Source organism: Pseudomonas sp. Root71 (genome assembly GCF_001429045.1).
Classification (GTDB): Bacteria; Pseudomonadota; Gammaproteobacteria; order Pseudomonadales; family Pseudomonadaceae; genus Aquipseudomonas; species Aquipseudomonas monachiensis.
In genome coordinates this window covers 619,492-633,905 of the sequence record NZ_LMHY01000001.1, presented here as the reverse complement: position 1 = coordinate 633,905, position 14,414 = coordinate 619,492, and the positions used below count along the sequence as shown (strand labels likewise).

General features: G+C 60.0%; 14 protein-coding genes. 7 read left to right on the top strand and 7 right to left on the bottom strand.

Features of this window, described 5'->3' with window-relative positions; all coding sequences use genetic code 11:
• Positions 1-153: 153 nt before the first annotated feature.
• The 6 genes from pqqA to ASD95_RS02930 all read left to right on the top strand — a co-directional run bounded on the left by pqqA (position 154) and on the right by ASD95_RS02930 (position 5,333).
• Positions 154-228, top strand: a complete 75-nt coding sequence (gene pqqA, locus ASD95_RS28265) for a pyrroloquinoline quinone precursor peptide PqqA (RefSeq protein WP_003444522.1) — start codon at positions 154-156, stop codon at positions 226-228.
• A gap of 81 nt (positions 229-309) precedes the next feature.
• Positions 310-1,221, top strand: a complete 912-nt coding sequence (pqqB, locus tag ASD95_RS02950; protein WP_056726623.1) for a pyrroloquinoline quinone biosynthesis protein PqqB — start codon at positions 310-312, stop codon at positions 1,219-1,221.
• Between the two features lie 151 nt (positions 1,222-1,372).
• The gene (pqqC, locus tag ASD95_RS02945) at positions 1,373-2,125 is read left to right on the top strand and encodes a pyrroloquinoline-quinone synthase PqqC (protein ID WP_007993179.1); all 753 of its coding nucleotides are present in this window, start codon (positions 1,373-1,375) and stop codon (positions 2,123-2,125) included.
• The gene (gene pqqD / locus ASD95_RS02940) at positions 2,122-2,397 is read left to right on the top strand and encodes a pyrroloquinoline quinone biosynthesis peptide chaperone PqqD (RefSeq protein ID WP_015097086.1); all 276 of its coding nucleotides are present in this window, start codon (positions 2,122-2,124) and stop codon (positions 2,395-2,397) included. The genes pqqC and pqqD overlap by 4 nt, the downstream gene beginning before the upstream one ends.
• A gap of 7 nt (positions 2,398-2,404) precedes the next feature.
• On the top strand, positions 2,405-3,541 hold the full coding sequence (gene pqqE / locus ASD95_RS02935) for a pyrroloquinoline quinone biosynthesis protein PqqE (RefSeq protein WP_409078225.1): 1,137 nt from the start codon (positions 2,405-2,407) through the stop codon (positions 3,539-3,541).
• A complete protein-coding gene (locus ASD95_RS02930) occupies positions 3,507-5,333 on the top strand; it encodes a S9 family peptidase (RefSeq protein ID WP_056726621.1) in 1,827 nt (608 codons plus the stop codon). Before pqqE ends, ASD95_RS02930 begins: the two co-directional genes overlap by 35 nt.
• Before the next feature lie 80 nt (positions 5,334-5,413).
• On the opposite strand, the gene ASD95_RS28260 is transcribed toward ASD95_RS02930, so the two are convergent.
• The 4 genes from ASD95_RS28260 to ASD95_RS02915 all read right to left on the bottom strand — a co-directional run bounded on the left by ASD95_RS28260 (position 5,414) and on the right by ASD95_RS02915 (position 7,860).
• Complete coding sequence (locus ASD95_RS28260; RefSeq protein ID WP_003228885.1) at positions 5,414-5,572, bottom strand: YqaE/Pmp3 family membrane protein; 159 nt, start codon at positions 5,570-5,572, stop codon at positions 5,414-5,416.
• Positions 5,573-5,655: 83 nt separating this feature from the next.
• On the bottom strand, positions 5,656-5,976 hold the full coding sequence (locus tag ASD95_RS02925; protein ID WP_046039442.1) for a helix-turn-helix domain-containing protein: 321 nt from the start codon (positions 5,974-5,976) through the stop codon (positions 5,656-5,658).
• On the bottom strand, positions 5,969-6,325 hold the full coding sequence (locus ASD95_RS02920) for a type II toxin-antitoxin system RelE/ParE family toxin (RefSeq protein WP_056726620.1): 357 nt from the start codon (positions 6,323-6,325) through the stop codon (positions 5,969-5,971). Before ASD95_RS02920 ends, ASD95_RS02925 begins: the two co-directional genes overlap by 8 nt.
• A 251-nt stretch (positions 6,326-6,576) precedes the next feature.
• On the bottom strand, positions 6,577-7,860 hold the full coding sequence (locus ASD95_RS02915; RefSeq protein ID WP_056726619.1) for an aspartate aminotransferase family protein: 1,284 nt from the start codon (positions 7,858-7,860) through the stop codon (positions 6,577-6,579).
• Between the two features lie 169 nt (positions 7,861-8,029).
• Here ASD95_RS02915 and ASD95_RS02910 point away from each other — a divergent pair, with 169 nt between their 5' ends.
• The gene (locus ASD95_RS02910; protein WP_056726618.1) at positions 8,030-8,959 is read left to right on the top strand and encodes a LysR family transcriptional regulator; all 930 of its coding nucleotides are present in this window, start codon (positions 8,030-8,032) and stop codon (positions 8,957-8,959) included.
• Between the two features lie 227 nt (positions 8,960-9,186).
• Here the strand turns inward: ASD95_RS02910 and ASD95_RS02905 are convergent, their stop codons facing one another.
• The 3 genes from ASD95_RS02905 to ASD95_RS02895 form a co-directional block, all read right to left on the bottom strand.
• Positions 9,187-10,965: an acyl-CoA dehydrogenase C-terminal domain-containing protein gene (locus ASD95_RS02905; protein ID WP_056726617.1), complete on the bottom strand. Its 1,779-nt coding sequence runs from the start codon at positions 10,963-10,965 to the stop codon at positions 9,187-9,189.
• A gap of 174 nt (positions 10,966-11,139) precedes the next feature.
• Positions 11,140-12,936: an acyl-CoA dehydrogenase C-terminal domain-containing protein gene (locus tag ASD95_RS02900; RefSeq protein WP_056726616.1), complete on the bottom strand. Its 1,797-nt coding sequence runs from the start codon at positions 12,934-12,936 to the stop codon at positions 11,140-11,142.
• Positions 12,937-13,021: 85 nt separating this feature from the next.
• On the bottom strand, positions 13,022-14,314 hold the full coding sequence (locus tag ASD95_RS02895) for a GGDEF domain-containing protein (protein WP_056726615.1): 1,293 nt from the start codon (positions 14,312-14,314) through the stop codon (positions 13,022-13,024).
• Between the last annotated feature and the right edge of the window lie 100 nt (positions 14,315-14,414).

The window sequence follows — 14,414 nt, the reverse complement described above, 5'->3', positions numbered from 1 at the left end:
TACCGGGGCTGCAAGGAGCTTTCTCAAAGTTTCACGGGCAATTTCTTTGAAATTTTGAGTAACATAGCAACCTAACTATCTGGAACATCTCTGACTTGAGGTGGACTATACCTATAGATAGCGCTGTCCCACCCTACCTGAGGAGTTCAATTTATGGCCTGGACCAAACCTGCCTACACCGACCTGCGTATTGGCTTTGAAGTCACCATGTACTTCGCAAGCCGCTAATCTCAGCTTTGACAGAGATGCAGCACAACGCCTCGGTTATCCGAGGCGTTTTATTTTCAGCGTTGAAATGATGGAGCGTCCATGTTTGTCCAGATTCTAGGTTCCGCTGCTGGCGGCGGCTTCCCCCAGTGGAACTGCAACTGCGTGAACTGCGCGGGATTTCGCAACGGCAGCCTGCGGGCCAAGGCGCGGACGCAATCGTCCATCGCGATTTCCGACGACGGCGTGAACTGGGTGCTTTGCAACACTTCCCCGGATATCCGCGCCCAACTCCAGAGCTTCGCCCCGATGCAGCCGGGCCGCGCCCTGCGCGATACCGGGATCGGCGCGATCATCCTGATGGACAGCCAGATCGACCACACCACCGGCCTGCTCATGCTGCGCGAAGGCTGCCCGCATCAGGTCTGGTGCACCGACATGGTCCACGAAGACCTGAGCACCGGTTTCCCGCTGTTCACCATGCTCAACCACTGGAATGGCGGGCTGACCTGGAACCGGATCGAACTCGATCAAAGCTTCAGCGTACCGGCCTGCCCGAATTTGCGCTTCACCCCGCTGCCTTTGCGCAGTGCCGCGCCGCCCTACTCGCCACATCGCTTCGACCCGCATCCGGGCGACAACATCGGCCTGATCATCGAAGACCTCAACACCGGCGGCAAACTGTTCTACGCACCGGGCCTGGGCAAGGTGGATGCAGAGCTTCTGGAAATCATGGCTGGCAGCGATTGCCTGCTGGTCGACGGCACGCTGTGGGATGACGATGAAATGCAGCGTCGCGGCGTCGGCACCCGCACCGGTCGCGAGATGGGCCATCTGGCGCAGAACGGCCCCGGTGGCATGCTTGAAGTGCTTGAGCAACTGCCCAACCAGCGCAAAGTACTTATCCACATCAACAATACCAACCCGATTCTTGATGAGGATTCGTCGGAACGGGCGGAGCTGGATCGGCGCCAGGTTGAAGTGGCGTATGACGGCATGAGTATTGTGTTGTAGCGGAGGGCCCCTTCGCGGGCAAGCCCGCTCCCACATTGGATCTGTGGCGTACACAACCCCTGTGGGAGCGGGCTTCTCGGATCGCCGCACCGCCGCGAAAGCGTCCGACCAGACACCCAAGATTTCAACGGTTGTACACCGGAGAACCGCAATGACCGACACCCCAATGTCCCCCGCCGAATTCGAAGCGGCCCTGCGCGCCAAGGGCGCCTATTACCACATCCATCACCCCTATCACGTGGCGATGTATGAAGGCCGGGCCACCCGCGAACAGATCCAGGGCTGGGTCGCCAACCGTTTCTACTATCAGGTGAACATCCCCCTGAAGGACGCGGCGATCCTCGCCAACTGCCCTGACCGCGAGATCCGCCGCGAATGGATTCAGCGCCTGCTCGACCACGACGGTGCGCCCGGTGAAGACGGCGGCATCGAAGCCTGGCTGCGCCTGGGCCAGGCCGTGGGCCTCGACCCGGACCAACTGCGCTCCCAGGAACTGGTGTTGCCCGGCGTGCGCTTCGCCGTGGACGCCTATGTCAATTTCGCCCGCCGCGCCAGTTGGCAGGAAGCCGCAAGCAGCTCGCTGACCGAACTGTTCGCCCCGCAGATCCACCAGTCGCGCCTGGACAGCTGGCCCCAGCATTACCCGTGGATCGACCCGGCCGGCTACGAGTATTTCCGCACGCGCCTGGGCCAGGCACGGCGTGATGTCGAGCATGGTCTGGCGATCACGCTGCAGCACTACACCACCCGTGAAGGCCAGGAGCGCATGCTGGAAATTCTCCAGTTCAAACTGGACATTCTTTGGAGCATGCTCGATGCCATGAGCATGGCCTACGAACTGAAACGCCCGCCGTACCACAGCGTGACCGGGGAACGGGTCTGGCACAAAGGAATCACCTTATGAGTTTCGATCGCAGCAAGACCCCGACCTGGCGCCCTGGCTATCGCTTCCAGTACGAACCGGCGCAAAAAGGCCATGTGCTGCTGTACCCGGAAGGCATGATCAAGCTCAACGAAAGTGCCGCGCTGATCGGCGGTTTGATTGACGGTGAACGGGATGTCGCGGCCATCATCAATGAGCTCGATCAGCAGTTCCCTGGCGTGCCCGAGCTCGGTGACGACATCGAGCAATTCATGGAGGTTGCCCGTGCGCAGCACTGGATCGAACTTGCCTGATTCATCGGTGCAAGTACCGCCCAAACCTGAAATCGGCCTGCCGCTGTGGCTGCTGGCCGAGCTGACCTATCGCTGCCCGCTGCAATGCCCGTATTGCTCCAACCCGCTGGATTTCGCCGAGCAAGGCAAAGAGCTGAGCACCGAGCAGTGGCTCAAGGTGTTTCGCGAAGCGCGGGAAATGGGCGCGGCGCAACTGGGCTTTTCCGGTGGCGAGCCGCTGGTGCGTCAGGACCTCGCCGAGTTGATTGCCGAGGCCCGAAAGCTGGGTTTCTACACCAACCTGATCACCTCCGGCATCGGCCTCACCGAGCAGAAAATCAGCGACTTCAAGAAGGCCGGGCTCGATCACATCCAGATCAGTTTCCAGGCCAGCGACGAGCAGGTGAACAATCTGCTGGCCGGTTCGAAAAAGGCCTTCGCGCAGAAACTGGAAATGGCCCGGGCGGTGAAAGCCCACGGCTATCCGATGGTGCTGAACTTCGTCACCCATCGGCACAACATCGACCAGATCGACCGCATCATCGAGCTGTGCATCGCCCTGGAGGCGGACTTCGTCGAGCTCGCCACATGCCAGTTCTACGGCTGGGCGCAACTCAATCGCGTTGGGCTTTTGCCGACCAAAGAACAACTGGTGCGCGCCGAACGCATTACCAACGAATACCGCGCCAAACTGGAAGCCGAAGGGCATCCGTGCAAGCTGATTTTCGTCACGCCGGACTATTACGAAGAACGCCCGAAAGCCTGCATGAATGGCTGGGGCAGTATTTTTCTGACGGTCACGCCAGACGGAACCGCCCTGCCCTGTCACGGTGCCCGACAGATGCCGGTGCAATTTCCCAACGTGCGCGACCACAGCATGCAGCACATCTGGTATGACTCGTTCGGCTTCAACCGCTTTCGCGGTTACGACTGGATGCCCGAGCCGTGCCGCTCTTGTGACGAGAAAGAAAAAGACTTCGGCGGCTGCCGCTGCCAGGCGTTCATGCTCACGGGGGACGCCAGCAACGCCGACCCGGTGTGCAGCAAGTCGCCACAACACGGCGTGATCCTCAAGGCCCGCGAAGAAGCCGAGAGCGCCACTCAGACCATCGACCAACTGGCCTTTCGCAATGAACGAAACTCACGCCTCATCGCCAAAAGCTGAACCTTTCAGCGCTGCCAAAGCCGTGGCCGCCGGTATCGACTTTGCCGAACTGCAGGTCGGGCGGCAGGGCCTGTTCTGGAACGAGTACCGCCCCGAAGACGCGGCGTGCCGGATCTGGCACTGGCGCGATGGTGCAGCGAAATGCCTGACGCCACCGGGGTTCAGCGCGCGCAGTCGGGTGTACGAATATGGCGGCGGCGCGTTTTGTCTGACGGACGACGGTATCGTTTTCGTCAACGAGGCCGACCAGCAGTTGTATCGGCAATCACTGCAAGACGAAGCGCCCGAAAGGCTGACCTCCGGTGCGTGCCGATATGGCGATCTGCAGTTCGCCAACGGACAAGTGCTGGCGGTCGAGGAGCATCGCGATCAACACCGGCTGGTGGCAATCGATCTGTTGGATGGCGCACGTCACCTGCTGGCCGAAGGTGCTGATTTCTACTCGGCGCCGACGCTGAGCCCTGATGCCCGGCGCCTGGCCTGGATCGAGTGGAGTCGTCCGGATCAGCCATGGACAGCGACACGTTTGATGGTTGCTGAAGGCCTCGCCAACGGTGGCTTTGCCGAGGCTCGTTGTGTGGCCGGCGACGGCGTTCAAGAGTCTGTGCAACAACCGCGGTTCGATGCCGACGGTCGCTTGTATTGCCTGACGGATCGCGCAGGTTACTGGCAGCCATGGAAAGAAACTGAAAAAGGCTTGAGCCCATTGCCAAGTGCGGCCGCCGACCACGGCCCCGCGCCTTGGCAACTCGGCGGCAGCACCTGGTTGCCGCTGGGCGACGACAGTTATCTGGCCAGTTGGACCGAGGGTGGCTTTGGCCGACTGGGCATAGGCGGCGATTCCAGCGCCGATTTCACCGGCGACTACAGCCGCTTTCGCCATCTCGCCGTGGATGAGCAGTTCATCTATTGCATCGCGGCGTCGCCCGTCAGCTCAACTGCCGTCATCGCCATTGACCGCCAGAGCCGGCAAGTGCAAGTACTGGCCGGCGGCATCGCACCGCTTGCTCCCGAACAGATCAGCCGCCCGCAAACCTTGCGCTACCCAAGTGGCTCAGGCGAAGCCCACGGCTTCTTCTACCCGGCGATGACCGGCGCGGCGAAACCGCCATTGGTGGTGTTCGTCCATGGCGGCCCGACCTCGGCGTGCTACCCGATGCTCGATCCGCGTATCCAGTACTGGGCACAGCGGGGCTTCGCCGTCGCCGACCTCAACTACCGCGGCAGCAGCGGCTATGGCCGGGCCTATCGCCAGGCACTGCACCTGAGTTGGGGCGACGTGGATGTGCAAGACGCTTGCGCCGTGGTGAGTTACCTCAACGACCGTGGCTTGATCGACGGCGAGAAGGCATTCATTCGCGGCGGCAGCGCTGGCGGCTATACCAGCCTGTGCGCCCTGGCTTTTCACAACGTGTTCCGCGCTGGCGCCAGCCTGTATGGGGTCAGCGACCCGGTGGCGCTGGGGCGCGCGACCCACAAATTCGAAAGCGACTATCTGGACTGGCTGATCGGCGATCCGCAACTGGATGCCGAACGCTACGCCGCCCGCACGCCGCTGCTGCATGCCGGCAACATCCGCGTGCCGATGATCTTCTTTCAAGGAGAACTGGATGCCGTGGTCGTCCCGCAACAAACCCGCGACATGGTCACGGCGCTGCAAGACAACGGTATCCTGGTCGAAGCGCATTACTACGCCGATGAACGCCATGGCTTTCGCAAGGCCGGTAACCAGGCCCATGCGCTGGAGCAGGAGTGGTTGTTTTATCGGCGGGTGATGGACTCAGTGAACTGAAGCCTGCGCTCATTGCCGAAACGGTGGCGCCTCAATCGCGAGCCCTGCTCGCGAAGGCGGTCTACCTGCCGACGTTCTACTCAGCGCTTGGCGATGATGTACACCGCATGCACGATCCCCGGAATGTAACCGCACAACGTCAGCAGAATATTCAGCCAGAACGCCCCGCCGAATCCTACTTGCAGAAACACACCCAGTGGCGGCAACAGGATGGCGATGATGATGCGAATGAAGTCCATGGGGCAGCTCCTGATTGGGGTGGACTCGTTCGAGCCCTACAGCTAATCGACCTGTACCGTTTGTCAGGGTTCAGCCCGATTTCTCAGGCGAGTATCTCCAGACCGTGTTTGCGCACGATACTCAGCAACTTCAGCGCCATGCCACTGGGGTGCTTATCCCCTGCTTCCCATTGCTTGACCGTGGAAGCACTGGTGTTCAGGTAGCGCGCAAACACAGGTTGACTGACATTGTTGCGCTCGCGCAATGCCTTGATCTCCTGCGCGGGAATCGCATCCGGCACCCTTGCAAGGCAGGATTCATCGAATTCACGCATGGTCGCTTTGCTGATTGCACCTATGGCATACAAGGCACTGGCCGATTCGTGGATCGATTCCGATAGCTCACTTTTGAATTTTTTACTCATTTGGTATCTCCACAAACTCCTTTGCATCCAGCAAACGCTGAATTTGCATTTCGGTCAGTCCACCATATGTCTTGGCCAACTCTCGCAAGTCGAGCAGATGCCTGGGACTGATATTGCTCTGATCTTTTTTTGCGTACAGGAACTGATAGACCCAATGAGCACCGCCCTTGGCCAGGATAATCGAGCGATGGCGGTTGGCATTCAAACGCTTCTTCCAGACCCCGCCACCCAAATTGTCAGCCTGACCATTGAGCATTTCGGTGAATGCCTCCCGGAGTTCGTCATCACCGATCCAGGCCTTGGCGGCCTGCATTGCGAAGCGCTTTGTCTTGAACAACCTTGGTGACATCGGCATCCCTTCCATAAAACATACCACCCAGTGGTATAGAAATCAAAACCAACGCGAAGGTAATACAGTTTCGCTGGCACCGGCACTCCCTGCCGATGCACGCTAGAAAGCCATTGATGTGCTAACCGCTCAAGCCGAAATTGCCTTTGGAAAAGGCCGGCCACAAAAAAACGCCCCACGCCAAAAGTGTCGGGCGTAGGGCGTGCGTATTACCGCGAGACGGTTCTGGAATGTGTGCAGGGCGCGCCGGATCAGACGGCAATCCCTTTGCGGCACTGCAATTGCGCGGTGCGTACTCGGGAGAAGGCACGCGCCAGGCGCAGGAGCATTTCATCGATGTTGGCGTTGCTGACATTGAGCGCAGGGGTAAAGCGCAGGCAGTCGGGTTGTGGTGCATTGAGCAACAAGCCTTCATACAGCGCGGCCTTGACCACCGCGTCGGCGGAATCGTCCGACAGCGTCAGCCCCCAAAGCAGCCCTTGTCCGCGCAACTCGCCGTGACCGTAACGATGGGCCAGACGCTCCAACCCTTCACGCAGGTGTTGACCGGCTTCTGCAATGTGTTTGAGGAAAACCTTGTCCTGCACGGTATCGAGCACCGCAAGTCCCGCCGCCGTCATCAACGCATTACCGTGATGAGTGCCTGTCACCTCGCCAATGTCGAAGCAGCAAGCCTTGCCCCTCGCCAGCAATGCGGCCAATGGCACCCCGCCGCCCAAGCCTTTGCCAAGCACGACGATATCCGCCGTGACGCCACAGGACTGTTCCGCGAGCAAGGTGCCACAACGGCCGATGCCGGTTTGCACTTCGTCAAGGATCAGCAAAATGCCGAGTTCACGGCACAAGCGTTCGACGCCCTTGAGGTAGTGCGCGGTGGCCGGGATCACGCCGGCTTCGCTCTGGATCGGCTCGAGCATGATCGCTACGGTCCGTTCATCCACGGCCGCATGCAACGCTGGCAGATCATTGAACGGGACACGACTGAAGCCTGGCAATTGCGGCTCGAAACGGTTGGCCAATGTCGAACTGTCCGACGCCGAAATCGTCCCCAGGCTGCGGCCATGGCAACCGTTGTTGGCCACGATGATGCGCGACGCACCACCGCGATGCTGTTGACCCCATTTGCGCGCCAGTTTGATCGCCGCCTCACAGGCTTCGCTGCCGGTATTGAGCAGGTAGGCCTGATCACTGCCGGTGCTGGCACACAGATGTTCGGCGAGGCTGAGCATGCCGCGATTGTGCAGGCCGAAACCCGGATTGATCAGCAACTGAGCCTGGGATGTGATTGCATTGACCAGTACCGAAGGGCTGTGACCAAGGCTGTTGGCCCCGCCGCCCTGGGAAAAATCCAGGTACGCACGGTCATCGCTGTCCCACAACCATGAACCCTGGCCACGCACAAATATCTGTTTCGGCCGCTCGACACTGGGCATCAAGTACTCGCTGGAAAGGTTATCGCCTTGGGATGGCAGGAAGGCGTCCATGACCAGATCATCAAGACTGGGTGGACTGCGGCGCAGACTGAACAGATTCATCTGACAAAACCTCTGATGAGGTTTTTTGCCTTACCTATGTAAATACCATCGAAGCAAAGGGTATTCATCGCACTCTGTGGCCCTGTAAGCCCTGTGAATGCGGTTAGACTAGGCTCAGGCGAGGCGTTCAGCCATTTCGATTTCCCAGCATTTTCGATAAGCATTACTTATGGATTTCAAGCAACTGCGTTATTTCGTCGCGGTTTACGAAGAAGGCCACGTGGGCCGGGCCGCCGAGCGTCTGTCCATCTCCCAGCCGGCGCTGTCCCAGCAAATCCGCCACCTCGAGCAAAACCTCGAGGTGAGCCTGTTCGAGCGCAGCAGCAAACGCCTGTTGCCGACCCTCGCGGCGCACACGCTGTACAACCACGCACTGCCTTTGCTCGATGGTCTGCAACGGGCACGGGAAGCGCTCGGCAACTTTAAGGGGCAGGCCCTGCGCACCCTGGCCATCGGTGTGTTGCAGACCGTGCACACCAGCCTCGTTCCGCAGATGCTCGAACGGGTGCGCAAGGCGCAGCCGCATCTGGTGGTGCAGATCTATGAACTGACCGGCCTGGAAATCGAGCGGCGACTGCTCAACGGTTCTCTGGATATCGGCATCGGCTACCTGCCGCCCCGCCAGCCTGGCTTGCATGGCGTGATGCTGTACGAAGATGAACTGACCCTGGTCATCCCGGCAGAGCATCCGCTGCGTGAATTCAAGAAAGTGTCCATGAGTCAGGCGGCCGAACTGCCGATGTTGCTGCTGGGCGAAGAATTTCAGATCAGGCAGATCTGGCAGGCACAGCTGACAAGCCTTGGTCGTCGCCCACAGGTGCAAGCCGAGCTGAACAACATGGCCGGCATCCTCGACAGCCTGCCCCACACGCGCCTGGCGACGGTATTGCCCGGTCGCTCGCAAAAGACCCATGGCAACCACGAACTGTTGTGGAAGCCCCTGAGCGAACCCCGGGTGCCGCTGAAGGTCGGTCTGGTGTGTCGGGATGTGCAACGGCAGCAGGCCTCGCTGGCATTGCTGCGGACATTGCTGGAAGAGGTGATAAACGGCCCGGACGGGCGCTTGAACAGCGCGCAGGCTCTGGATGGGACAAGCTGAAAACTTTTCTTCAGGCAAAAGAAAACCCCGCCGAAGCGGGGCTTTGCAGACTGTTTCCCTGACATCCATTTCACTCCGCCGTCCTGGCAGAATCCTACGTGTCCCTGTTGTTGCTTTGCGCTTCCTGCGCTACGTCCATGAGAAGTAGATTAGCTGTGGATCCAATTTGCATCTATGGGAGAACAGCAGCACGTTATGTAAGAGAATGCTTACATAACGTTACTTCATCAGAATTGTCCTGCATCCAGCAGAAACAACGATTCGCTACCGGCCTTCACCGACGCGCTCAACGAGTGAATGCGCGGCAGCAGGCGGGCGAAATAGAAGCGAGCCGTACCCAATTTGCTGGCGTAGAAATCGTCTTGCGCTTCCTTGCCGAAAGCCGCCTTGGCCATCAGGGCCCACATGTAGGCGTATGCCACGTAACCGAACACCTGCAGATACTCGACCGACGCCGCGCCGATTTCGTTCGGATTGCTCTTCGCACGGTCAAGCAACCACGCGGTCAGTTCATCGAGGGTGGTTACGGCGTCGTTCAGTGGCTTGGTGAACTCGGCGAGGTCCGCGCTGGCGGTTGCCGTGAAGTGGCGAATCTCGTCGGCGAACAGATTGTAGAACGCCCCGCCGCTGCCCACGATCTTGCGTCCGACCAGGTCCAGCGCCTGAATGCCATTGGTGCCTTCGTAGATCTGGGTGATGCGCACGTCACGCACCAGCTGCTCCTGGCCCCACTCACGGATGTAACCGTGGCCGCCGAAGATCTGCTGGCCGTGTACGGTGGTTTCCAGGCCGAGGTCGGTCAGGAACGCCTTGGCCACCGGGGTCAGCAATGCCACCAGGTCTTCCGCACGCTTGCGGGTGGTTGCGTCTTCGCTGAACTTGGCGGTGTCCAGTTGCATCGCCACGTAGGTGGAGAACGCACGGCCACCTTCGTTCGAGGCTTTCATGGTCAGCAGCATGCGACGCACGTCCGGGTGGACGATGATCGGGTCAGCCACTTTGTCCTTGTTCTGCGCGCCCGTTGGCGAACGGCTTTGCAGACGGTCGCGGGCGTATTCCACGGCGTTCTGGTACGAGCGCTCGCCAGTGGCCAGGCCCTGGATACCGACGCCCAGACGCTCGTAGTTCATCATGGTGAACATCGCCGCCAAGCCCTTGTTCGGCTCGCCGACCAGGTAACCCACGGCTTCGTCGAAGTTCATCACGCAGGTCGCGGACGCCTGGATGCCCATCTTGTGTTCGATCGAACCACAATTCGCCGGGTTGCGCGCGCCCAGGCTGCCATCGGCATTGACCATGAACTTCGGCACCAGGAACAGCGAAATACCTTTCGGCCCCGCCGGTGCGTCCGGCAGTTTGGCCAGTACCAGGTGAATGATGTTCTCGGTCAGGTCGTGTTCGCCGCCGGTGATGAAGATTTTGGTGCCGCTGACTTTATAGGAACCGTCAGCCTGAGGCTCGGCCTTGGTACGGATGATCCCCAGGTCAGTACCGGCGTGCGGCTCGGTCAGGCACATGGAACCGGCCCATACACCGGCGTACATGTTTGGCAGGTACGCCGCTTTCAGCTCTTCGCTGGCGTGGGCGTTGATCGACAGGCAAGCACCGGCGGTCAGCATCGGGTACAGGCCGAACGACAGGCTCGCGGAGTTGACCATTTCTTCGACCTGCGCCGAAACCGCCTTGGGCATGCCCATGCCACCGTAGGTCGGATCGCCACCGACACCGACCCAACCGCCTTCAGCGTAGGTCTGATAAGCCTGTGGGAAGCCTGCCGGAGTGGTGACGGCACCGTCGGCCCAATGGCAACCTTCTTCGTCAGCGGCACGGCTCAGCGGTGCGATGCTTTTGCTGGTGACTTTGCCGGCTTCTTCCAGAATGGCTTCGACCGTTTCTGCATCCACGGTTTCAGCCAGTGCAGGCAGTTCGGCCCAGAGTTTGGCAACCTCGAAAACTTCATTGAGGACGAAGCGCATATCGCGCAGGGGCGCTTTGTAGTCAGCCATGGCAAACCTCGCAAGATCTATACAGATGATTCACAGGAAGAGTGTTTTCGTTGGGTCGAGTGTAACCCAACAACTTTTGCGACACATAGGGTCAACTCATGACTGTTTTGTTATTTTTAGTCATCAACAAAAAAGCCCGCGCAAGGCGAGCTTCTTTGTAACGGACTTTTATGACTAAAGCGCAAACAACTCCGCCGGCAACTGCATCAGGCAATCGCTACCCGCCTCTATGGCTGCCCGATGAGCGGCAGTGCGTGGCAGCAGACGCTTGAAGTAAAACTCGTTGGTCGCCAGTTTGCCCCGGCAGAAGTCGCCATCGCCGCTGCCGGCATCGAGTTGCGCCTGAGCCACCAGCGCCATGCGCAACCACAGGTAGCCAAGGATGATGTAACCGCTGTACATCAGGTAATCCACCGACGCGGCACCGACTTCGTCCGGGTTTTTCATCGCCGCCATTCCGACCCTGGTGGTCAACTCACCCCACTGCTGGTTCAGTTGATTGAGCTGCGCCACATACCCGGCCAGTTGTGGATGCTCGGCGTTCGCCGCGCAGAACTTATGGACGATTTTGGTGAAGCCGCGCAGCAGCTTGCCCTGGCTGCCGAGTACCTTGCGCCCGAGCAAGTCCAGCGCCTGAATGCCGTTGGTGCCTTCATAGATCGGTGCGATCCGGCAGTCACGGACCAGTTGCTCCATGCCCCATTCGCGAATGAACCCGTGGCCGCCAAACACCTGCATGCCATGGTTGGTCACTTCCAGCCCGGTGTCGGTCATGAAGGCTTTGCAGATCGGCGTGAGGAACGCCAACAGGTCTTCGGCGTCCTGGCGCGCCGTTTCATCCGGGCACAGGTGTGCAACGTCGAGCAACTGCGCGGTGAAATAGGTCAGCGCGCGGTTGCCTTCGTTGAAGGCTTTCATGGTCAGCAACATCCGCCGCACATCAGGGTGCACGATGATCGGGTCGGCGGCTTTTTCCGGCGCTTTCGGGCCGGTCAGCGAGCGCATCTGCAAACGCTCGTTGGCGTACTTTATCGCGCCCTGGAAGCTCGCCTCCCCCAGACAAAGCCCTTGCATGCCAGTGCCCAGCCGCGCGTGGTTCATCATGGTAAACATGCAGTTGAGTCCCTTGTTCGGCTCGCCGATCAGGAAGCCCTTGGCCTCGTCGAAGTTCAGCACGCAGGTGGCCGAGGCCTTGATGCCCATTTTGTGTTCGATCGAGCCGCAGGACACGCCGTTGCGCTCGCCCGCTTCGCCCGTCGCATCGGGCAGGAACTTGGGCACGATGAACAGCGAAATGCCCTTGGTCCCGGCCGGTGCGTCCGGCAATTTGGCCAGCACCAGGTGAATGATGTTGGCGCTCATGTCGTGCTCGCCGGCGGAGATAAAGATCTTGCTGCCGGAGATCGCGTAGCTGCCATCGGCCGCAGGTACGGCGCGGGTCTTGATGATGCCCAGGTCAGTGCCGCAATGGGCTTCGGTCAGACACATGGTGCCGGTCCATTGGCCAGCGGTAAGCTTCTTCAAATAGGTCTGCTTCTGCGCCTCGGTGCCATGGGCGTGGATCGCCGACATCGCACCGTGGGTCAGGCCGGGGTACATGCCCCATGAGGTGTTGCTGGAACCCACCATCTCGCTGATCACCAGGCCCAGGGAGATCGGCAACCCTTGACCGCCGTAAACCGGATCCGCCGCCAGGCCATGCCAGCCGCCCTCGACATATTGGGCGAATGCCTGCTTGAAGCCCGCGGGGGTGGTGACCACGCCATTGTCGAAATGGCAGCCTTCTTCATCACCACTGCGGTTGAGCGGCGACAGCACGTTTTCGCAGAACTTCGCCCCTTCTTCGAGGATCGCATTGACCATGTCCGGGCTGGCATCGGTGGCCCCCAGCGCGGCGTAATTGCGGTGAAAGTCGAAGACGTGGTCGATCAGAAAGCGCATGTCGCGCAAGGGAGCTTTGTACTCGGGCATGGTCATTCTCCGTCGGCAGATTTCTCCAACCTACTGCTGCCGACCACGCCTCACAATCATTTTGCGCTCGCTGAATGCGCCATCATCACTCAACCGTAGCGGTGTCCATGCGCACGGCGCCACGGCGGTTCTGCCCGAACGCCATCACGCAGTTGCGCCCGGCGCCCTTGGCGCTGTAGAGCGCCTGGTCAGCGGACTTGAGTACCTCTTCGGGGGTGCGTTGGTCGATCCGCTCCGCAACACCGATACTGACCGTCACCGACACACTCGACGCACCGGAACCGGCACGCCGCTGACGCCCCTGACTATCGTCCTGCGGGCGATTTTCCTGATTGCGCAGCTGAATGTTGTAAGTGGCGATGGACTCGCGGATGACCTCCAGGTGCGGCAGGCACTCTTCGAGGGTCTTGCCTGCAAACACCAGGGCAAATTCCTCGCCGCCATAGCGATACGCCTTACCGCCACCGCCGATTTTCGACAGCTTGCTGGCCACCAGCCGCAGCACCTGGTCACCGACGTCGTGGCCGTGGGTGTCGTTGAATTTCTTGAAGTGGTCGACGTCGCTCATGGCCAACACGTAGTTGCGCCCCAACCGTTGCAGGCGTTCATTCAGCGCACGACGGCCCGGCAGTCCGGTCAGTTCGTCGCGGAAGGCCATTTGATAGGCTTCGTGGGCAACGGCGGCGGCGATCATCAGCATCACCTGGCTACACATGATGTTCAGCGTGAACGGCAGGATGAAGGTTTTCGGCAACATCCAGAACAACCCGAGCAGCCCCACCCATTGCGCGGCATGCAGCGGTCGCGGGTTGCGCCAGTATTGCCAGGCCAGCAGCAGGAACGCAGCGATGAACACCGGATAGGACAACTGGATCAGGCTCATCCAGGCGCCATGCAAGGCAGGCCAGCGTATCTCCGAGAGCCAGATCAGTAGCGCGTGTGGATAACTTTGCTCAAGCCCCAGCGCTACGCTGCCGACCGCGAGCAAGACCGCGAAGCGCGCCACCATGTCCTGGAACAGATGGGTGCGTTCCTGCCACGCCGCGAACACGCCAAACAACAGCGGCAGCAGCAGGCAACACAAATGAAAGACCACGGCGGCATCGTCACGCACCTTGCCGTTGTCGCGGTAATAGTCGGTCTGGGTGTCGAGCAGGAAGTAGGCGATGTACACCGTGACCATCAGAAACAGTTCACGCTGGCGTCGGTACACCGCGCAATAGGCGCCCCCGAGCAACAACACCAGGGTGGGCAACACGTTGAACAGCGACGTGAAGAAGACGTTCAGATCCTTGATGTAAGCAGCCGCAAGCCCCGCCAGTAACAGCACTAATGACGGCAGGAAATGACTGAAACGTACAGCAGATGAGCGCGGCAAGGGTAAAGCTCCGACCCGTCAAATCAATAGATGGCAATGTGCCCACCACTGTAACGGCAGGAAGCCCGAGTTGCTGAGTGAATTACTGAGGTATTTTTCA